The organism is Sutcliffiella rhizosphaerae, assembly GCF_917563925.1.
In the GTDB taxonomy this organism is placed as follows: domain Bacteria; phylum Bacillota; class Bacilli; order Bacillales; family Bacillaceae_I; genus Sutcliffiella_A; species Sutcliffiella_A rhizosphaerae.
In genome coordinates this window covers 26,413-45,671 of record NZ_CAKJTJ010000006.1, presented here as the reverse complement: position 1 = coordinate 45,671, position 19,259 = coordinate 26,413, and the positions used below count along the sequence as shown (strand labels likewise).

Here is a 19,259-nt window from a genome sequence, read left to right as displayed (position 1 = left end):
CCTTCTATATTGCAGAGTAAAAACCTTCTGTCCATGAAGCAGTATTTCTAATGTCATATCCATTGGCTTGTAAAGCTACTATTGAATCTGAAAAACGAGTGTTAGGTGTATTCATCGCCAATTCTATATGTTCAATCCACTTTTCTTTGTTATTTAATGAAAGAAATTGAATTAAATTTAACCCCATATCTACTTCTCTTGTAATGACATCTGATATTAAACAAGGGACACTTGCCCCTTGTGCTTCGATTAATGTTACAGGCAGTCCCTCATGTAGTGACGGGAAAACGAAGAGATCGATGCCATGAAGTATGCGTGAAATATCACTTCTTACCCCTGCAAAAATCACGTTTTTCTCAATTTTTAATTGATTTATTTTTTTCTCTAAATCTTTACGTAATGCTCCATCTCCTACTAATAATAGATAAGCACTTTTATCTTTACTTACGACCTTTGAAAAGATATCAAGTAGAAAGGTATGATTTTTTTGGACATTAAATCTACCAATATGACCCATTACAAAAGCTGAGTTGTTCAGCCCAAACTCTGCCCTTATTTGCTCTCTATATATGGGTGAATAAATAAATTCTTCAGGTATAATTCCGTTCCTAATAATTCTTGCTTTATTTGCTTTTTTCCTATATAGCCATTTTGCTGCTTGATTAGAGCAAGCAAGATAATGAGTAGCATTATTGGATATTTCTTTTCCTATAAACCATTTATATATTTTAACCAAGGCATTCCCTTCACTACTAGTATTGTGGCTATGGGCTATTCGGTGTTTTATATTATTCTCCTTTGCAGCTTTTAAGACAAGACCACTCATCTTATCCATGTGCGAGTGTACTATTGTGTATTCGGGATGCACCATAAAAAAATGGTTGAGCGCTTTGACATATCCCTTATGACCTACATCCGTTACATAAGGTATTCGATACACCGTGCCTCCAAGGCTCTTAATTTCTTCATCAAAAACGCCTGGTTTACTTGTAAGAAAATCAAATTGGATTTTTTTTCGGTCAATATTTCTATAGAGATTCATGAGAAGTGTTTCTGCTCCACCACGGTTCATGTTAACAACGGTATGTAGAACTCTTATTGGGCTTCCCATATCATTCTCACCTTCTCTTCCATAAAATTTTTATAGATGGTAATTAGTTGAAGGATTATCTTATCTTCATTGAATTTTTTTGCTATCAATGTTCTCCCGTTTGTACCAAATAGTTTTTTCTGTTCTATATTGATGTATAATTTTTTGATTGCACCTGCGAATTGTGCGGAATCCATTTCTTTAATCAAATAACCATTGTAATCGTTGAAGACCAGTTCACGATGACCTCTATTGTCACTTGCTATGACGGGTAATCCACACGCCATCGCCTCCATAATATTCACCGGTAGCCCCTCCCGATAACTAGATGCAACAGCTAAATCACAAGCTGGTAAAATTTGATTTATATCCTTCCTAAATCCTAGAAAATCAATGCGATCTTCCAGCCCTAATTGGCGAGCTAATAACCTGCATCCCTCTTGTGTTGATCCTTCACCTGCAAGCAAAAGACGAGCTTTAGGGAGCTCGTCTTTTAGGTTAGCCAATGCTTTTATCAGGATTTTTTGATTTTTATTTTTGTTAAATTCCGCAGCATAAAATAACAGAAACTCATCTTGCCTTAAGCCCATTTTTAGCCGTAATTCTTTCCTTTGTTTTTCCGTAACAGGTTTAAAGTGGTCAGTGTTTACCCCTACTCCATTTACGATATCTATTTGGCAAGCCTGAAAACGCCGCTCCATTGCAATACTGTAATCCTCGCTGTTAATCGTTATCAAACAATCTGTAAATTTTGCAAGGTGTTTCTCAATTGGGTAATAGATTAGCCAGCTCAAAGCCGAAGCTCCTTTACAGAAATGAAATCCATGTGCTGTGTAGATTACTTTCGTCCCACTTTTTCTGGTTTCTTTAGCCGCTAGTCTGGTCAACGCCCCACCAAGTGGAGTGTGACAATGTATAATAGAATAATTGTCATTATCAATGATAGCTTTTAACTTTTGAAATGCTTTTACATTTCCCTTATTAAAAGGGGCTCGCTGTATAGGTATTTCATACTTCACATCTGTAAAAGGCAAATTCATGTTCCCCGAAGCAGCAACATGTACCTCCCAGCCTTGCTCCTTAAACCATTTCATGACAGGAAGGTGAAACGCTTTAAAATGATAATCAACTGTTGCACAAAATAGTATCTTATTGGACATCTTCATCACCCAATCAGGTTTCTAGTTAATGGCTTGAAAAAGGCGTTTAGCTTAACAAGGTTTCTTTTTATCCTGTTACCGATAGCATCACTGTAGTTTTTTCTTTCTGTTCCACAACTGCTTTTCTATTGGCTATGTTAAGCAGGGTTTCTTTCAGTTCAAGGGGATTGAACTGCTCTAAGCTGTCAAGTAAGGCTTCAATCTCATTTATATATAGTTCAGACGTTTTTCCAATGTAAATCTTAGGATGAATTTGATTTTCGTGAATTTCATTTTCATTGAGCAGCTCTTCAAAAAGCTTCTCCCCTGGTCGAACTCCTGAATATTCAATTCCAATTTCGTCAACAGAATAACCTGAAAGTTTAATCAGGTTTTTGGCAAGTTCCAATATTTTTACTGGTTCGCCCATATCTAAAACGAAAATTTCACCACCTTTTGCAAGGCTTCCTGCTTGGATGACCAGTCTAGATGCTTCAGGTATGGTCATAAAATAACGGATCATATCAGGATGGGTTACTGTTACTGGTCCACCGACCAATATTTGTTTTTTGAATAATGGAATGACGCTTCCTCTACTGCCTAGTACATTTCCAAACCTTACGGCAATGAAATTGGTCGTGCTCTTTTTATCGAGGTCCTGGATGAGCATTTCAGCCAACCGCTTGGTGGCTCCCATGACACTCGTTGGATTAACCGCTTTATCAGAAGAGATCATCACAAAGGTATGAACCTGATTCCAATTTGCAGCTAAAGCCACATTTTTTGTTCCAATTATATTGTTTTTAACAGCTTCCTCGGGGTTTCGTTCCATGAGGGGTACATGTTTATGAGCAGCTGCATGATAAACGATATAGGGAGTGTGTTTCTCCATAATGGCAATCATTTTCTTACCGTCTTGAATATCAGCTATTTCTGTAAGGAACTCTATGTTAGTATCCTTATATTTTTCTTTTAGTTCCATCTCAATAGAATAGATGCTGTTCTCCCCATGACCAAGCAAGACTAATTTGGAAGGAAGAAAAGCAGCTACTTGTCGACATATTTCGGATCCAATAGAACCCCCAGCACCAGTTACTAAAATTACTCTGTTAGTAATTGATTCTGAGATACTATCGATGTCTAACTCAATCGGAGGTCTCCCTAACAAGTCCTCCACTTTAACATCTCTAAAATGATTAACAGACACTTTTCCTGTCATTAAATCCTCCAGCATAGGTAGAGTCTGAGTTTTCGCTTTCGTTTTACCACATTCTAGAAATATATTGTTCAGTTCTTTTTGATTAAGAGAAGGAATCGCGATAACGATGTGATCTATAGCCAATTCCTGAACAGAATTGGCTATTTTTTCTCTGCCGCCAACGATTGGAACTCCCAATATCTCTAATTTGTTTTTTTTAGGATCGTCATCAATGAAGCCCACCGGTTGCAAGTCTGATTTTGGATTATTCAATAGTTGTCTAACAACCATCCTTCCTGCTGCACCAGCCCCAATAATTAGGGTTCGTTTTACTTTATCCTTATTCAGAATAAAACCATCTCTTACTAATCTCCAGCCAAATCTGGAGCCTCCTATGCTTACAAGGTAGATGAACCAAGTTGTAACCAAAAGCCTTAGCTGCAGGCCGTTTCCTAAAATAAATTGGACTGTTGTTGCAGTTAGTACGCTTATGCTTACAATTTTAATAATGATGGATAATTCCCCTACACTCGCATACTCCCAAGCCTTTCGATAAAGTTTATATTTATAAGAAACAATTGAGTGGATAAGCACGATACTGATGATAGTGGCAGCCAGGAATGGACCATTTTCTCCCAGTAAAAAACCACTAGTTAAATAGTTTCCAATAAAAATGGCAATGACAAGTAGAACAATGTCAGTAGTTAATAAGGTAAATAATCTAGGCAAACCTGACAATTGACCTCCTCCTCTCTTTCAAATTAAATTACTTAAGAATGGATTAATACTTATTCAATACATTCTTAAATAATTTAATGTAACATGGGCATTCAACCCGTCCTCACATCACACCCATGACAACTTGTGTCTAAGGTTACTACACCCACAGCATGATCGAGTGCCTACATTGATAAAGGTTAGTAGACATTACCATTATTAAGAACTTTTATTCTTAATTAAGAACAAAAAGACTAAAATTTTTTCTTTAAAATTCCCCTCGGTTTTGCATTAAGAATCACTCCGAGAAGATTAGCTTTTGCGATTTCCAATGCTTTTTTGGCTTCAAGTACCAGTTGATTTTCCGTTTTTCCGTTCCTTACAACCATAATAACTCCATCACATTTACTAGCAAAGATTCTAGCGTCATTCCCTTCTAATACCGGCGAAGAATCGATTAATATATAATCAAAAGTTTTTGACAACTTTGCTAGTAATTCGTCGAGAACAGAAGATTTAAAAATTTTTTCGATGTTATAAGGGATTGGTCCAGAAGTTAAAACTTTTAAACGACCAATATTTGTTTGGTTAACTGTTTCTTCTGCTGTTTTTTGTCCTGTTAAAACATTTGTAAGTCCCATTGTATTTTTGATTTTAAATTCTTTATGCAAGGTAGGGTTTTTGACATCGGAATCAATGAGTACTACGTTTTGACCATTTTCAGCTAATGCAACTGCTAGTTGGGTAACTATGGTCGTTTTCCCTTCCTTGTAACCCGGAGAAGTAAAAATAAGTACTTTACTGTTATTTTCATAGGAAGAAAACTCCACATTGAGTCTAATTCTTTCTACTTCTTCCATTAATGAGTGTGGTGTATGCTTTCCATTCTTTGAGATTCTTCTATTAAATAGTTTTAGATTCACTTATGTCACCTCTTACATATGTATCTGACTTCTTTTCTTTACCATTTATGAACGTTCTTCTTTTGTATTTTGAGACTGTACCAAGGACTGGAAGCTCTAAAAGGATTTCTAGCTCTCTTTCAGACCTGATTTTATTATCAAGACTATCCAACAAAAATATAAATCCTATCCCAATAATAAAACCGAGCACCACACCAATTTGGATCATTCTGTTGGACTCTGGATTTATGGGCTCTTGATTCACTTTGACTACAGCAGGATACAAAATTTCGATAGATTGAAAATCTAATGTTTTCGCAACTTCTTTCTTAAATACCACCGCAGTCGTGTTGGCAATATCAGCAGAGCGATTTGGATCTGTGTCAATTACATTTATTCTCACTATTTGGGAATCTTGCACCGGTTGAACACTTATTTGATTGGCTAATCCCTCGATTGTTCTTTCCAACTTTAACTCTTGTATAACCCCTTCCATTACAGGAGGCTCTTTAATAAATACTTGAAGTGTATTGATTATACTTGCACTATCCTGAATTAATAGGCTTGCAGATGTTTGATAAAGAGGGGTAGGCTTTGTAAAGTGCTGATAAATAGCTGATGTAGCTGTAGTGATAATAACAATAATAAGTAAAATCCATGACTTTTTTATCAACAATTTTATGATTTTCCCAATTTCTATTTCTTTAGTACTCGATGAATCCAATTGTATCCCCACTTTCCTATTTAAGAACAAGTGTGCATTATTAAGAACATCATTATAAAAAAATAAAGTTGTTTATATAGCAAATTATAGTTCATTATATAGAACGTGTCAACGAACATTTTACTTTTCTACCCAGTTTAAATACCCCTGTCAAATTTACTTTTCACGAGGCTGATCGTAAGTTTTTTTCTTCCTTTTACTTTCGTATCTTTTTTTATAGTTGCTTGTGCGATGTAATTTTTACCACTCTCTAATGATAAGGAACAATTAGGACAGTCGGATTGATCTCTCTCAAAGCTACTGAAGGAATAGTTATGACATCTGTGACAAAATTTCATGTACATAATAGTAAATACTCCTTAGAATGATGAATTTTGATAAGAAGTATATACTATGTTGTTCTTAATAAAAAACACCAAAAAAGTCTGATTTTTCTCAATAAAGAACCCTAATCGCTATTTTACTTCCGATTTCTCCCTTTTTTTTAATATTGCGTTTTTTCCAAAGTACAGTTTGTACTATATAATGAACGTTATATATATAATAATAAGGAGATAGAGGATGATTGGTGAACGGATTAGGAAACTTAGAAAAAGCAAAGGATATTCGTTAAGTGAATTGGCTGACAAAGCTGGTGTTTCAAAATCGTATTTAAGCTATCTAGAGCGTGATCTGCAAACAAATCCTTCCTTACAATTTTTACAGAAGATCTCCATAAGTTTAGGAACAAACATAGAGTACTTGCTTGATGGAACGACCATGGAAAACCAGAAAGAAAAAATTGTGATGGACGAGGAATGGAAAAAGCTAATTCAAAAAGCAATAAAGGAAGGTATGACAAAACAAGATTTTTTAAACTACCGTAATTACTTGCAATTTCAACAATGGCAATCAACTAATCAAGAACTGAACGAGGAGGAGGAAAAACGTGGTTGAGTACGCAGATTTAGATTTGGAATGGGTAGAATTACTACTTGAAGCAAAAAGTCTTGGTATTACAGAGGAAGAAATCCGCAGTTTTTTTTCTGAAGCAAGTGAACGGGGAACTCTTGTCAGAAAGTGATAAGAGTTTTTTTTGCATAAAAAACACTCCCCAGCCTGGAGAGTGATGGTTGTATTATGCAAAGTATGCAATCGTAAGTGTCAAAACGAAGAACAACACTGAAAGTACGACTGTTGTACGGTGTAGGACAAGATCCAATCCGCGTGCTTTTTGTTTACCGAAAAGTGTTTCAGCTCCACCAGAAATTGCACCAGATAGACCAGCACTTTTACCTGATTGAAGTAGTACAACTGTAATTAGAGCCATTGCAACAATAATAAGTAAAATGGTTAAAAAGATTGCCATGAAAACTACACCTCCTGCGAAACGCACATATGTCTATACAATAAATGTACCACAAACTGTCAAGTGGGACAAGGTCAAGTTGGAAGAAAATCTTGAATCTAAATTAGGCTCAAGAAAATAAAAGCTCGTATGTAAAGTGTATTTAGATTTATATCTATCGACTTCTTTAATACAAAAAAAGAACCCAACATTAGTTGGGTCCACTTTTTAAGTGATTACTTTTTCAAGTTATAGAAAGAACGTAAGCCGTCATAGCGAGCTGTGTCACCAAGTTGATCTTCGATGCGAAGAAGTTGGTTGTACTTCGCTACGCGGTCTGTACGGGATGGTGCACCTGTTTTGATTTGGCCAGCGTTTGTTGCTACCGCGATGTCAGCAATTGTGCTGTCTTCTGTTTCACCAGAGCGGTGAGAAATTACTGCAGTGTAGCCAGCGCGTTTTGCCATTTCGATTGCTTCAAACGTTTCTGTAAGTGTACCGATTTGGTTCACTTTGATTAGGATGGAGTTACCGATTTTACGTTCGATACCTTCAGCCAATTTCTTCGTGTTTGTAACGAATAAGTCATCTCCAACTAGTTGAACTTTAGTTCCGATGCGCTCCGTTAATAGTTTGTGACCTTCCCAATCGTTCTCGTCAAGTCCATCTTCAATAGAGATGATTGGGTATTTTGCTACTAGATCTTCGTAGAAAGATACCATTTCTTCGGAAGTTAATACTTTGCCTTCTCCAGAAAGATGATATTTACCATCTTCTTTGTTAAATAGCTCAGAAGATGCTACGTCCATTGCAAGCATTACTTCTTCACCTGGCTTGTAACCTGCTTTTTCGATTGCTTCAATGATCGTTTGAAGTGCTTCTTCGTTCGATCCAAGGTTTGGAGCAAATCCACCCTCATCACCTACAGCAGTGTTTAAGCCTTTTTCACTTAAAACTTTCTTTAGTGCGTGGAAAATTTCAGCACCCATGCGAAGTGCTTCTTTAAAGTTTTCAGCACCAACAGGCATTACCATGAATTCTTGGATGTCTACGTTGTTATCTGCGTGCTCTCCACCGTTGATGATGTTCATCATTGGTACTGGAAGAGTTTTGGAGTTGAATCCACCAAGGTATTGATATAAAGGAACTTCCAAGAAGTCTGCGGCTGCACGTGCTGCCGCCATGGAAACACCAAGGATTGCGTTTGCACCTAGTTTACCTTTATTTTCTGTACCATCAAGATCGATTAATGCTTCGTCAATTGCTACTTGCTCAAGTACATCGAAAAGACCTACAAGCTCAGGAGCGATTACTTCATTAACGTTTTCAACTGCTTGTTGAACACCTTTTCCAAGGTAGCGGGATTGATCACCGTCACGTAGTTCTACTGCTTCGTATTCACCAGTAGATGCACCACTAGGTACTAATGCGCGGCCAAATGCACCGGATTCAGTGTAAACTTCTACTTCGATTGTTGGGTTACCACGGGAGTCAAGGACTTCGCGTGCATATACATCAGAGATAATTGGCATGTTTGTAACTCTCCTTTTAGGTTGTTTTTTATTGTTACTGCATCAACACTCTGTTGATTTAATTCAATAGTTCAAATCAGTTTTTACTTCTTAATTAATGAATTTCCTGTCATTTCAAGAGGTTTCTCTACCCCTAATAAGTCTAGCATAGTTGGGGCAAGGTCACCAAGGATTCCATCATTACGCAGCTCCAGTCCTTTTTTAGTAACGATTACTGGTACTGGGTTGGTAGTATGGGCAGTCATTGGGTTACCTTCTGTGGTTACCACTTCGTCAGCGTTCCCGTGATCTGCGGTGATGATGGCCACTCCGTCTTTTGCAAGGATAGCCTGGACGACTTTTCCTAGGCATTCATCTGTCACTTCCACTGCCTTGATGGTTGGCTCGAGCATTCCGGAGTGCCCGACCATATCAGGGTTAGCGAAGTTTAGGATGATGGCGTCTTGTTTGTCTGCAGCTATTTCTGCTAAAAGTGCATCCGTTACTTCGTATGCGCTCATTTCTGGTTGTAAATCATAGGTTGCAACCTTAGGAGAATCAATAAGGATGCGTTGTTCTCCTGGAAACTCTTGCTCACGCCCACCGCTCATAAAGAAGGTAACGTGTGGATATTTTTCGGTTTCTGCAATACGCAGTTGATTTAAGCCTTGTTGAGATAGAACTTCACCAAGCGTGTTGTCCATACCAATAGGTTTAAAGGCAACATACCCATCTACTGTTTCACTGAAGTGTGTTAAGCAGACAAATTCCAGATTGCTCGGATGCTTAGGTCCACGATCAAATGAGCGGAAATCTTTGTTTGTAAACGTGTTCGATATCTGAATCGCTCGGTCTGGACGGAAATTATAGAAAATAACCGAGTCGTCTTCTTGAATCGTAGCAACTGGGCTTCCGTCTTCTTTTGTCATAACAGAAGGAATTACGAACTCATCAAAGATTCCGTTGTTATAGGAGTCATTTATACACTCCATCGCATTGTTATAGGTTGGACCATCACCATAAACCATGGCACGGTAGGATTTTTCAACCCGATCCCAGCGCTTGTCACGGTCCATAGAATAATAGCGGCCGGAAATTGTGGCAATTTCCCCTACACCAAGTTCTAGTATTGTTTCATTTAATTGCTCGATAAATTCTGGAGCAGATTTCGGTGAAACGTCACGGCCATCTAAGAAGCCATGGATGTAGACTCTTTCCAGTCCCTCTCTTTTTGCAAGCTTTAAAAGGGCAAAAAGATGCTGGATGTGACTGTGAACACCACCGTCCGAAAGTAAGCCAAAAAGATGAAGGTTTGTGCCTTTTTCTTTTGAGTGGTTTATGGCATTTAGGAACGTTTCATTTTCATAAAAGTCCCCTTCACGAATGGCCACATTTACACGTGTTAAGCTCTGGTACACGATTCGTCCAGCACCAATATTTAAATGGCCAACCTCAGAATTTCCCATTTGTCCTTCAGGCAGTCCTACTGCTTCTCCGCTTGCCGTAAGTTGAGCATGTGGGTAGGAACTCCAAAATTTATCAAAATTAGGTTTGCTTGCTTGGGCAACTGCGTTACCAGTTGTTTCGCCACGCATTGCAAAGCCGTCTAAAATAATTAAAGCGACTGGTTTTTTAGTCATTCTTACCTGCCTCCAAAAGCTGTAAGAAAGATTGGTCCTCTAAGCTTGCACCGCCAACAAGTGCTCCATCGATATCTGACTGAGCCATATATTCTGCGATGTTTGCTGGTTTAACAGAACCGCCGTATTGGATACGAACCGCGTCTGCTGCAGCTTGATCGAATTCAGAAGCAACCACACTGCGGATATGTGCACATACTTCATTCGCATCTGCTGCTGTAGATGATTTACCAGTTCCAATTGCCCAAATTGGTTCATATGCAATGACTGTTGTTTTTACCTGATCAGCAGTTAATCCAGTTAATGCTTTTTTCACTTGATTTCCAACGATATCATTGGTTTTTCCAGTCTCACGCTCTTCAAGCGTTTCTCCGCAGCAAGCAATTGGAATCAAGCCGTGCTTAAATGCGGCGAGTACTTTTTTATTTACTGTGTCGTCTGTTTCTGCAAACATTTCGCGACGCTCAGAATGCCCAAGAATAACATAGGATACTCCAATGTCTTTTAACGCAACAGGGCTAACTTCTCCAGTGAAGGCACCGCTGTCTTCAAAGTGCATATTTTGTGCACCGATTTTTAGGTCTCTCCCCTCTGTATTTGTTACTAGACGCTCTAAGAACAGAGCAGGTGCACAAATAACAGAGTCAATTTTTTCAGCAGAAGGAATTAAGCCTTTTACCTCTTCTACAAAGCTAGTAGCTTCAGAAAGTGTTTTATGCATTTTCCAGTTACCTGCAATAATTGGTTTACGCATCGTATCCATCCTTTCGGGTTGGGTTGTCATTCTATACACTTACTTATCGTTTAAAGCCACGACTCCTGGAAGATCCTTTCCTTCCATGAATTCAAGTGACGCGCCCCCACCAGTTGAGATGTGGCTCATTTTATCTGCTAGGTTGAACTTTTCAACGGCAGCAGCAGAGTCTCCTCCACCGATGACAGAGTATGTATCGGTAGCATTCGCTAGTGCTTCTGCAACAGCTTTTGTTCCATTTGCAAATGTATCTAATTCAAATACTCCCATAGGACCATTCCAGATAACAAGCTTTGAATTCTTAATAACATCTGCATAGATTTCACTGGACTTTGGTCCACAATCTAAACCTTCCCAATCACTTGGAATGCTATCAATAGAAACAATTTGCGTGTTAGCATCGTTAGAGAAATCATCTGCAACTACGATGTCAACTGGCATGTATAAGTTTACACCTTTTGCTTCTGCTTGCTCTATAAAGCTTTTCGCTAGGTCGATTTTATCTACTTCTAAAAGGGATTTTCCGACATCATGGCCTTTTGCTTTAATGAACGTGTAAGCAAGTCCACCACCAATAATCAGGTTGTCCACTTTGTTTAACAGGTTTTCAATTACACCGATTTTATCTTTAACCTTTGCTCCTCCAATAATTGCCGTAAATGGACGATCAGGATTAGAAAGGGCTTTCCCTAATACTTCTAGTTCCTTTTCCATTAAAAGGCCAGCAACTGCTGGTAAATGGTGAGCAATGCCTTCAGTGGATGCATGAGCACGGTGTGCTGCGCCAAATGCATCATTTACATACACATCTGCAAGCTCTGCAAACGCCTTAGCAAGTTCTGAATCATTTTTCTCTTCACCAGGGTAGAAACGAACATTTTCAAGTAAAAGTACGTCTCCCTCGCTCATTTCGGTTACAGTTGATTTCACGGATTCCCCATAAGCTTCATCCGCTTTTTTCACATCTTTGCCAAGAAGCTCTTGTAGGCGTGTAGCTACAGCATTTAAGCGAAGTTCTTCCACTACTTGACCTTTTGGACGACCAAGATGGCTTGCGAGCAATACTTTTGCTCCGTTATCCACTAAGTGCTTGATTGTTGGCAATGCAGCACGGATACGCGTATCGTCCGTAATTTGTCCGTCTTTCATCGGAACATTAAAATCCACACGGCAAAAAACGCGTTCTCCTTTAACGTTGATGTCACGAATGCTTTTTTTGTTCATTTAAACGGCCTCCTTTTAAGGGGAATTTTTGGTTGCTATTCTATCACAGGTCAAATTTTCACCTATATAACTTGGAATAGCACTTTTTTAAAACATGAAAAGAGGGAGGGGGGTGTGTTCCCCAAGCCCCCCTCTTATTATAAGTTTGTTTCACAGCTAATCCAACTAATAACTAACTGTCTAAATATTATAGTCCTTTAGAAGCGATATACTTCGCAAGGTCAACTACACGGTGAGAGTAGCCGCTCTCGTTATCGTACCAAGAGATTACTTTTACCATGCTACCTTCCATTACCATTGTAGATAATGCGTCAATAGTGGAAGACTCAGGGTTTCCGTTGTAGTCACCAGATACTAGTGGCTCTTCAGAGTAGCCTAGGATTCCTTTTAGGTCCCCTTCAGCTGCTTCTTTGAATGCTGCATTTACTTCATCAGCAGTTACATCTTTGTCAAGCTCAGCAACAAGGTCAACTAGAGAAACGTTTGGAGTTGGTACACGCATAGCTCCACCATTTAATTTACCTTTTAGTTCAGGTAATACTAGTGATACTGCTTTTGCAGCTCCAGTAGTTGTTGGGATGATGTTTTCAGCAGCAGCACGAGCACGACGGTAATCTTTATGTGGTAAATCTAAGATTTGTTGGTCGTTTGTGTAAGAGTGAACAGTTGTCATCATACCGCGCTTGATTCCAAATTTGTCGTTAAGTACTTTCGCGAATGGCGCTAAGCAGTTTGTCGTACAAGATGCATTGGAGATAACACTGTGGTTTTCTGCATCATATTTGTCTTCATTAACACCCATAACGATTGTGATATCTTCATCAGATGCAGGTGCAGAAATGATAACTTTTTTCGCGCCAGCTTCTAAGTGCTTCGCAGCGTCAGCACGTTTTGTGAAGAATCCAGTAGATTCTACAACGATTTCTACTCCAAGCTCGCCCCATGATAGTTTCGCTGGGTCACGCTCAGCTGTTACTTTAATTGTTTTGCCGTCAACAACTAAGTTGTCTCCGTCCACTTTTACTTCTGCATTTAGTCTTCCATGAATGCTATCATATTTTAAAAGGTGAGCTAACATGTTAGCATCTGTTAAGTCGTTTACTGCTACTACTTCAACGTCAGCATTATTTAATGCTGCGCGAAATACGTTACGTCCGATACGTCCAAAACCGTTAATACCAATTTTTACTGCCATTGTTAAGTTCCTCCTTAGTATTCTAAGAAAATTTTATTTAAGGGATGTTACTCCCTAATTAATTCTTTCGCTGCCCCTTCATCCGTTATGAGGATGGTGTGGGGAGCTTTTTTTAAATACGCTTGGATTGCCCTTGCTTTGGATGCACCACCCGCCACAGCAATCACACATTCTATCTTTTCCAAATCAGCCAGCTGCATTCCAACAGTTTGCACTTTGTGCACCACTTCTCCTGCTGAGTTGAAATAGTACCCAAAAGCTTCTGCTACTGCGTGAGAGCTTTCGATTTTGTTCATATTTTCCGGCGCTGTTTTACGGCGTTCTGCCATTGTTTTAGCGTCCCCAATTCCATGAATAACCATACTAGAATCTTTGATAAGAGAAATAACCTCTTTTATAGAAGGCTCTTCTTTCATCGACTGATAGGATTCATGGCTTAGTGAATCCGGAATATGCAGCAATCGATAGTTTCCTGATGCTTTTTCTGCCATCGTTGCACAAATGGTGTTTGCTTGGTTTTGCACCTTTTCTCCAAGTCCGCCACGCGCTGGGACAAACAGTAGGTTGCGATTTTTCGCATCCGGTGTCATCATTTCCGCTACTGATGAAACAGTCGTTCCACCCGCTACTGCAATGATGTTGTCTTGATGAAATCGATCTCGCATGGTGGTTACACATGCCCGCCCGAGTTCCTTTTTCACCCAAGGGGATTGGTCACTATCACCCGGAACGACGACCACTTTGCTTATCCCTAATTTTTCTGTTATTCCCGCTTCAAGTATCTTTAAACCGGAAATCTCTTTCATTACTTCTTCCAGTTCTTTTATGAGCTCCTCCCCATCATTCGTCAGTGTCATGCCGGCAACACTAACATGAATAAGATTCTGCGCTTTAAGGTAATCGACTTCGCCTCTTAGCACCCGCTCACTCAAACCTAGACTACCTGACAAACTTCTTCTTCCAATCGGCTGCATCAACCTTATGTACCTTAGTATTTCGTATCGTTTCTGCATAATAGAAAGAAGATCAGGTAACAATTTCTTTTGTACTTCAATAATTTGCTTCATGATAGCTTCCCCTTTAGAGTGCGTTTTACCTTTTGAGAATTAGCCATTGGACTTAAAACGTCCCAGTATGACATATTGTGTCCCAGTAGCGGTAAAAAAAATCACCCCTGCTACAACTTGATTGTAACAAAGGTGAAACCCTTATGCAACTAGGGGTTAGCGGATTTTTTCAAGTAAACGCTTTCTTATTTCTTCCTTGCTAATTTGACCATAAGCAAGCATTTCTCCTTCATGCTCTACAACAGGAATCATTAATTGATATTTCTCAAGTAAAACATCATCCTTATAAATATCATTTTCTTCAATAGAAAAATTCCATTCACGTTGAAGTTCCATTAATTTTATTTTTGCCTTTTCACAAAGAGGACAGTCCACCTTCGTGTAAAATGTTAAATTCATTCTATCCATCTACCTTTCTTCAATCATAACGTTTTCTCATGGAGGAACTTGGTATTTGAAGTAAGTCTCGATATTTAGCTACTGTTCTCCTAGAGATAGATATATGATACTCCCCTTGCAGAAGGTTTGTCAGCTGTTGGTCACTTAATGGCTTTTGCTTATCTTCTTTTTTTACAAGCTCTTCTATTAATTGTTGTACATGTCTTGTTGATTTTTCTTCGTCAAATTGCGCACTTAGCCCTTGGCTAAAAAAATATTTCAGTTCAAAAAGGCCGTATTGCGTTTGCACATACTTTTCCTTCGTCGCTCTACTTACGGTTGACTCATGAATATTTAAACGACTGGCTATATCTTTCAATGTTAGCGGTTTCAAAAAAGCTGGTCCGTTAAAAAAGAAGGATTGCTGCGAGAACACGATTTCTTCCATTACCTTTACCAATGTATGCTTACGATGCTCGATACTTTTTACAATCCATTGGCATTGCTGTATTTTTTCCTGCAAGTAACTTTCTAATTCCCCTTTTCCTTTTAACGTTTCTTTATACTGCTTGTTAATAGCAAGTTGGGGAATTATCTCCTCATTCAACGAAACGATAAACTGATTGTGCTGCCTTTGGACTAATAGATCTGGTGTTATATATTTTGGTTTTTCAACAGTATCAAATTTATTTCCAGGACGAGGGTGGAGTTTCACGATTTCATCATGGATCGATTGAATTTCTTTTAAGGTAATAGAATATTTCTTAGCAAGTGTTTTCCACGCCTTTTCAGCAAAAAGCGTAAAGTCGTTTTCGAGGATTCTTTCCGTTAATTCATTACGGTCCGGGTGCCTTTGCAATTGAAGGAGGAGACACTCCTGTAAGTCTTTTGCTCCGATTCCTGCTGGTTCCATCTGTTTAATTATGCGTATTATGTTTTCGATAGACTCCATTGAACTGTTGAGCTGCTTTGCAATTATGGAATAATCCTCTGGAATATAACCGTTTGGATCTATGTATGGTATTACTCTTTTTGTAAATTGTTTTTCCTCGTTGGACAAGGTGCTTTCTAACAGCTGTTGCTCCAAATATTGATGAAGGGTCTCTCCATGTTTACTGAAATTTTCAATCGAAAAGGTTTGCGAGGTCGGTCCTTTTACTATTTGTTTACGCGAGGAAGCTAGCTCCCGAATGTTTGCTGGTTCTTTTAGCTCCATCAACGGATTTTCCATTGATTGCTCCTTTAAAAAATCAACTAGCTCTAAAGTGGAATATTGCAATAATGTGATTGCTTGCTTTAATTCTTGTGTCATTGCAAGTTTCAATGATTGCTCCTGAAACAAACCTATAGACTGCTTCATTTTTCTACCCCTCCTCCGACCTAGGATTTCCAGGCTGTATCTACATTCTACCTGACTTCAGCAGAATTTGTAATCATTAATAATTGGAAGTAGTTATGTAATGTATTAAATCTTATGAAGAAAATCGAATGAAAAGTACTGGAAAAGGGACCGTTCAGAAAGTGATTACTTTCGTCTGGCAGTCCCTCAAACCTTTGACAAATGATCGGATTTATCGTTTCTCGGATATACATTACCATCATTCCTCATATACAGAAACGTCAGAAGGGTCTGACTCACCGCCTTGCTCATTAATTGCCGTCACATAGTAGGAATGGTCGCGTGATACAGGATCTGTATAGCTTTTACGTTGGTGTGTGGATATGCTCGTAACAAGCTCAAACTCTCCTTCTTCAAACTGCTTCTTATGCATTTTCAGGCATTTTCATTTTACGACGAACTACTAGATAAGTAGTGGCAGCAAACATTGTAGCAATGACTACAACTATTAGTGCTGTTGGGATGCTTTTCTTGCTTCCGCCACCCATTCCTGTATTTGGCATTTCACTTGGCATTGTTTCGCCACTAAATTTATCTGGATGCTGAGTTACTATAGCTCCACCTAATGTTTCACCAATACCAAACATAAAGGCATAGCTTTCACGGAACGTATCATACGTTTCTTGGTACTCTTCAGCTGTGTAGTGGTCAAATGACTTTAATACCAATTTCTCATGCGCCCAAACAGCTTCTGTTGCTGCTTTAGCTGGAAGGTTTTCTTCCGTTGCAGCTCCTAAAAATTCGCCAAAAACTTTCGCAAACGTTTGTAAGTGTTCTTCTGCTTCAGTTCTTTTTGCTTCATCATTTTCCATTGTTGCTGCAACAATCATGCCTTGAGCATCAATATGGTTCGCTTGCCAAACTTGTTCAAATTGTGCTCTACCTTCATCACCATAGATAGATGCGATAGCTGTTTTAAAGTCAGCCGTATGAGCATCTTCTGCCCAGTTAATAAAATCAACATCCTCTGCTTGATCGAATCCCTTTTGCATACCAATTGTCGCATATACAGTATGTTCCGCTGCTAAATGATTAAGTGTTGCTCTTAAGTCAGCTACTACAAACTGCTAAAACAAAATGTTCCGACAATAGATGATCCAAGGTTGCTCTCAAATCTGCTGCTGGAGTTTTCACATTTTCCTCTCCATTCGCCATAGCGAATGTTGGTACAAGTAATGTTAGTGCCCTCACTAAAGCCATTAGCGTCTTTTTCATAATCATCCTCTCCGTTTTATGGTTGGAATTTTGCTACTTTCACTTACCTAACGGAGGAGATGTAAAATTGGATCACTTTTATTATAATATTTTTTGAGGAGAAATAATTGTGTGTTCCTGTTGTACATGCTTTTTCAAAGTGGGCTTTTATCAAAAAAAGCTCCAAAAAGGTGCAAACAAAAATAAAAACCCAGTGTGCCGACACTGGGTGGATAAATAATATTAAACGGCTCTTGTCCGTTATCATCATCAAATTAGTATTTTTCAAAAATAAATTTAATCTATAAATTGGCGCGCTCGGAGGGAATCGAACCCCCGCATGACGTGGTACCGGAAACCACCGCTCTATCCCCTGAGCTACGAGCGCAAAGTCAAATTAGACTTTATTAATATACCAGATTAAATAATCCTTGTCGAGTAGGCTATAGAAACTCTCTCATACTTCCGGATATTTCACTACCAACTGCTGTATGGTGTCCGTTGTTATAATTAAAACACCTCTTTTCCTTTTTAATTTCTCGATTTAGTTTCATAACCACATCCAAATTACTTGTTGATATGTAGAAAAAATCGTTAAGGAGTTTAATAAAGTTAGTTAGTGGTAATGATTTATTACATGGGGAAAAATGGAGTTATTTGCGATGGTTTTTATTTGACCATTATTGACCTTTTATGTATGATAAAAGTACATAAATATTAAGTAATACCTTCTAGTCGGGGTAGGTTCACCGTGATTATTTCCCTTTTTTACATATGGACCTTCTCCGATTATTAATCTAAAATTCAAGGAGGAAAAGTGAGATGAACTTAATTCCTACAGTTATTGAACAAACAAGCCGTGGGGAGCGCGCTTATGACATTTACTCCCGTTTATTAAAAGACCGTATTATTATGCTTGGAAGTGCCATTGATGACAATGTTGCTAACTCCATAGTGTCACAGCTTTTATTCTTAGCAGCCGAAGATCCTGAAAAAGATATTTCCCTTTATATTAACAGTCCAGGTGGTTCCATCACAGCTGGTATGGCTATTTACGATACAATGAACTTCATTAAGCCTAATGTTAGCACAATGTGTGTGGGGATGGCGGCTTCTATGGGAGCCTTCCTATTATCCGCTGGTGCAAAAGGCAAGCGCTTTGCGTTACCTAACAGTGAAGTGATGATTCACCAACCACTTGGAGGAGCGCAAGGGCAGGCAACGGAAATTGAAATTGCAGCAAAACGTATCTTGTTCCTTCGTGAAAAGCTTAACACAATCTTATCAGAAAACACTGGTCAACCTATTGAAGTTATCTCTCGCGATACAGACCGAGATAACTTCATGACAGCCGACCGCGCACTTGAATATGGCTTGATCGACAAAGTAATTAAGAACAATAACTAAACACACTGAAGTCCCCTGTTAATGGGGACTTTTTTCTATACAAAAAAGGATACCACACTCATCCTCATGGCATCCTCCTTTCTATTAACCATTCAGATAGCGCATTCAACACTCAAAACACTATCTGAATAATAGTTAATTTTCTTGTTGTACATAATCAGTTAACGCAGCAATTGCGTCTTCTTCATCGTGACCATCTGCAATCAAGGTGATGGTTGCTCCTGAGCCAATAGCAAGACTCATCAATCCCATAATACTCTTTGCATTCACTTTTTTCCCATCTTTCTCAAGAAAAACCTCACTTGAGAAACGGTTTGCTTCTTGTACGAACAGTGCTGCAGGACGTGCTTGCAAACCTGTCTTTAGACGAACATCTACTTGTTTTTGTACCAT

Annotated in this window: 21 protein-coding genes and 1 tRNA gene; 3 read left to right on the top strand and 19 right to left on the bottom strand. The window is 38.7% G+C overall.

Annotated elements, in window-relative coordinates; genetic code table 11:
- Positions 1-4 precede the first annotated feature (4 nt).
- The 5 genes from LRP81_RS07520 to LRP81_RS07500 form a co-directional block, all read right to left on the bottom strand.
- Positions 5-1,111, bottom strand: coding sequence for a glycosyltransferase family 1 protein (locus tag LRP81_RS07520; RefSeq protein WP_230500656.1), 1,107 nt, complete (start codon positions 1,109-1,111; stop codon positions 5-7).
- Entirely contained in the window at positions 1,096-2,250 is a 1,155-nt protein-coding gene (locus tag LRP81_RS07515) for a glycosyltransferase family 4 protein (protein ID WP_230500655.1), read from the bottom strand. The genes LRP81_RS07520 and LRP81_RS07515 overlap by 16 nt, the downstream gene beginning before the upstream one ends.
- 67 nt (positions 2,251-2,317) lie before the next feature.
- On the bottom strand, positions 2,318-4,165 hold the full coding sequence (locus tag LRP81_RS07510) for a polysaccharide biosynthesis protein (RefSeq protein WP_230500654.1): 1,848 nt from the start codon (positions 4,163-4,165) through the stop codon (positions 2,318-2,320).
- A 233-nt stretch (positions 4,166-4,398) separates the two neighbouring features.
- Positions 4,399-5,004 (bottom strand): CpsD/CapB family tyrosine-protein kinase, encoded by a 606-nt coding sequence (locus tag LRP81_RS07505; protein WP_230500653.1) that lies wholly within the window; start codon positions 5,002-5,004, stop codon positions 4,399-4,401.
- A gap of 43 nt (positions 5,005-5,047) precedes the next feature.
- Entirely contained in the window at positions 5,048-5,770 is a 723-nt protein-coding gene (locus tag LRP81_RS07500) for a YveK family protein (protein ID WP_230500652.1), read from the bottom strand.
- 561 nt (positions 5,771-6,331) lie between these two features.
- Between LRP81_RS07500 and LRP81_RS07495 the strand changes: the two genes are divergently transcribed.
- The gene (locus tag LRP81_RS07495) at positions 6,332-6,706 is read left to right on the top strand and encodes a helix-turn-helix domain-containing protein (RefSeq protein ID WP_230500651.1); all 375 of its coding nucleotides are present in this window, start codon (positions 6,332-6,334) and stop codon (positions 6,704-6,706) included.
- Positions 6,699-6,833, top strand: coding sequence for an anti-repressor SinI family protein (locus LRP81_RS07490; RefSeq protein WP_230500650.1), 135 nt, complete (start codon positions 6,699-6,701; stop codon positions 6,831-6,833). Before LRP81_RS07495 ends, LRP81_RS07490 begins: the two co-directional genes overlap by 8 nt.
- Positions 6,834-6,887: 54 nt before the next feature.
- On the opposite strand, the gene secG is transcribed toward LRP81_RS07490, so the two are convergent.
- The 13 genes from secG to LRP81_RS07425 form a co-directional block, all read right to left on the bottom strand.
- Positions 6,888-7,118, bottom strand: a complete 231-nt coding sequence (gene secG / locus LRP81_RS07485) for a preprotein translocase subunit SecG (protein ID WP_230500649.1) — start codon at positions 7,116-7,118, stop codon at positions 6,888-6,890.
- A 215-nt stretch (positions 7,119-7,333) separates the two neighbouring features.
- On the bottom strand, positions 7,334-8,629 hold the full coding sequence (gene eno, locus LRP81_RS07480) for a phosphopyruvate hydratase (RefSeq protein WP_230500648.1): 1,296 nt from the start codon (positions 8,627-8,629) through the stop codon (positions 7,334-7,336).
- An 83-nt stretch (positions 8,630-8,712) separates the two neighbouring features.
- Entirely contained in the window at positions 8,713-10,248 is a 1,536-nt protein-coding gene (gene gpmI / locus LRP81_RS07475) for a 2,3-bisphosphoglycerate-independent phosphoglycerate mutase (RefSeq protein WP_230500647.1), read from the bottom strand.
- The gene (gene tpiA / locus LRP81_RS07470; protein ID WP_230500646.1) at positions 10,241-11,002 is read right to left on the bottom strand and encodes a triose-phosphate isomerase; all 762 of its coding nucleotides are present in this window, start codon (positions 11,000-11,002) and stop codon (positions 10,241-10,243) included. The genes gpmI and tpiA overlap by 8 nt, the downstream gene beginning before the upstream one ends.
- A gap of 39 nt (positions 11,003-11,041) precedes the next feature.
- Positions 11,042-12,226, bottom strand: a complete 1,185-nt coding sequence (locus tag LRP81_RS07465) for a phosphoglycerate kinase (RefSeq protein ID WP_230500645.1) — start codon at positions 12,224-12,226, stop codon at positions 11,042-11,044.
- 187 nt (positions 12,227-12,413) lie between these two features.
- The gene (gap, locus tag LRP81_RS07460; protein ID WP_230500644.1) at positions 12,414-13,421 is read right to left on the bottom strand and encodes a type I glyceraldehyde-3-phosphate dehydrogenase; all 1,008 of its coding nucleotides are present in this window, start codon (positions 13,419-13,421) and stop codon (positions 12,414-12,416) included.
- 47 nt (positions 13,422-13,468) lie between these two features.
- Positions 13,469-14,488, bottom strand: coding sequence for a sugar-binding transcriptional regulator (locus tag LRP81_RS07455; protein ID WP_230500643.1), 1,020 nt, complete (start codon positions 14,486-14,488; stop codon positions 13,469-13,471).
- Between the two features lie 156 nt (positions 14,489-14,644).
- Positions 14,645-14,887, bottom strand: coding sequence for a glutaredoxin family protein (locus tag LRP81_RS07450; RefSeq protein ID WP_230500796.1), 243 nt, complete (start codon positions 14,885-14,887; stop codon positions 14,645-14,647).
- A 19-nt stretch (positions 14,888-14,906) separates the two neighbouring features.
- Positions 14,907-16,226, bottom strand: a complete 1,320-nt coding sequence (gene rpoN / locus LRP81_RS07445) for an RNA polymerase factor sigma-54 (RefSeq protein WP_230500642.1) — start codon at positions 16,224-16,226, stop codon at positions 14,907-14,909.
- 238 nt (positions 16,227-16,464) lie between these two features.
- Entirely contained in the window at positions 16,465-16,638 is a 174-nt protein-coding gene (locus LRP81_RS07440; protein ID WP_230500641.1) for a hypothetical protein, read from the bottom strand.
- Entirely contained in the window at positions 16,631-17,257 is a 627-nt protein-coding gene (locus LRP81_RS07435; protein ID WP_230500640.1) for a hypothetical protein, read from the bottom strand. Before LRP81_RS07435 ends, LRP81_RS07440 begins: the two co-directional genes overlap by 8 nt.
- Positions 17,258-17,315: 58 nt before the next feature.
- Positions 17,316-17,480 (bottom strand): hypothetical protein, encoded by a 165-nt coding sequence (locus LRP81_RS07430; protein WP_230500639.1) that lies wholly within the window; start codon positions 17,478-17,480, stop codon positions 17,316-17,318.
- A 289-nt stretch (positions 17,481-17,769) separates the two neighbouring features.
- Positions 17,770-17,847: transfer RNA gene (locus LRP81_RS07425), tRNA-Arg, on the bottom strand.
- Between the two features lie 434 nt (positions 17,848-18,281).
- On the opposite strand from LRP81_RS07425, the gene clpP reads away from it, so the two are divergent.
- Complete coding sequence (gene clpP, locus LRP81_RS07420; protein ID WP_230500638.1) at positions 18,282-18,866, top strand: ATP-dependent Clp endopeptidase proteolytic subunit ClpP; 585 nt, start codon at positions 18,282-18,284, stop codon at positions 18,864-18,866.
- Positions 18,867-19,001: 135 nt separating this feature from the next.
- On the opposite strand, the gene LRP81_RS07415 is transcribed toward clpP, so the two are convergent.
- Positions 19,002-19,259, bottom strand: a complete 258-nt coding sequence (locus LRP81_RS07415; protein WP_230500637.1) for an HPr family phosphocarrier protein — start codon at positions 19,257-19,259, stop codon at positions 19,002-19,004.

Excerpts from the sequence above, each read along its gene's own strand:
- LRP81_RS07465 (WP_230500645.1), bottom strand. The coding sequence starts at position 12,226 with ATGAACAAAAAAAGCATTCGTGACATCAACGTTAAAGGAGAACGCGTT.
- LRP81_RS07440 (WP_230500641.1), bottom strand. The coding sequence starts at position 16,638 with ATGCATAAGAAGCAGTTTGAAGAAGGAGAGTTTGAGCTTGTTACGAGC.
- LRP81_RS07515 (WP_230500655.1), bottom strand. The coding sequence starts at position 2,250 with ATGTCCAATAAGATACTATTTTGTGCAACAGTTGATTATCATTTTAAA.
- clpP (WP_230500638.1), top strand. The coding sequence starts at position 18,282 with ATGAACTTAATTCCTACAGTTATTGAACAAACAAGCCGTGGGGAGCGC.
- LRP81_RS07505 (WP_230500653.1), bottom strand. The coding sequence starts at position 5,004 with ATGGAAGAAGTAGAAAGAATTAGACTCAATGTGGAGTTTTCTTCCTAT.
- LRP81_RS07430 (WP_230500639.1), bottom strand. The coding sequence starts at position 17,480 with ATGAAAAAGACGCTAATGGCTTTAGTGAGGGCACTAACATTACTTGTA.
- rpoN (WP_230500642.1), bottom strand. The coding sequence starts at position 16,226 with ATGAAGCAGTCTATAGGTTTGTTTCAGGAGCAATCATTGAAACTTGCA.
- gpmI (WP_230500647.1), bottom strand. The coding sequence starts at position 10,248 with ATGACTAAAAAACCAGTCGCTTTAATTATTTTAGACGGCTTTGCAATG.
- LRP81_RS07450 (WP_230500796.1), bottom strand. The coding sequence starts at position 14,887 with ATGAATTTAACATTTTACACGAAGGTGGACTGTCCTCTTTGTGAAAAG.
- tpiA (WP_230500646.1), bottom strand. The coding sequence starts at position 11,002 with ATGCGTAAACCAATTATTGCAGGTAACTGGAAAATGCATAAAACACTT.
- LRP81_RS07435 (WP_230500640.1), bottom strand. The coding sequence starts at position 17,257 with ATGCAAAAGGGATTCGATCAAGCAGAGGATGTTGATTTTATTAACTGG.
- eno (WP_230500648.1), bottom strand. The coding sequence starts at position 8,629 with ATGCCAATTATCTCTGATGTATATGCACGCGAAGTCCTTGACTCCCGT.
- LRP81_RS07520 (WP_230500656.1), bottom strand. The coding sequence starts at position 1,111 with ATGGGAAGCCCAATAAGAGTTCTACATACCGTTGTTAACATGAACCGT.
- LRP81_RS07495 (WP_230500651.1), top strand. The coding sequence starts at position 6,332 with ATGATTGGTGAACGGATTAGGAAACTTAGAAAAAGCAAAGGATATTCG.
- LRP81_RS07455 (WP_230500643.1), bottom strand. The coding sequence starts at position 14,488 with ATGAAGCAAATTATTGAAGTACAAAAGAAATTGTTACCTGATCTTCTT.
- gap (WP_230500644.1), bottom strand. The coding sequence starts at position 13,421 with ATGGCAGTAAAAATTGGTATTAACGGTTTTGGACGTATCGGACGTAAC.
- LRP81_RS07415 (WP_230500637.1), bottom strand. The coding sequence starts at position 19,259 with ATGGTACAAAAACAAGTAGATGTTCGTCTAAAGACAGGTTTGCAAGCA.
- secG (WP_230500649.1), bottom strand. The coding sequence starts at position 7,118 with ATGGCAATCTTTTTAACCATTTTACTTATTATTGTTGCAATGGCTCTA.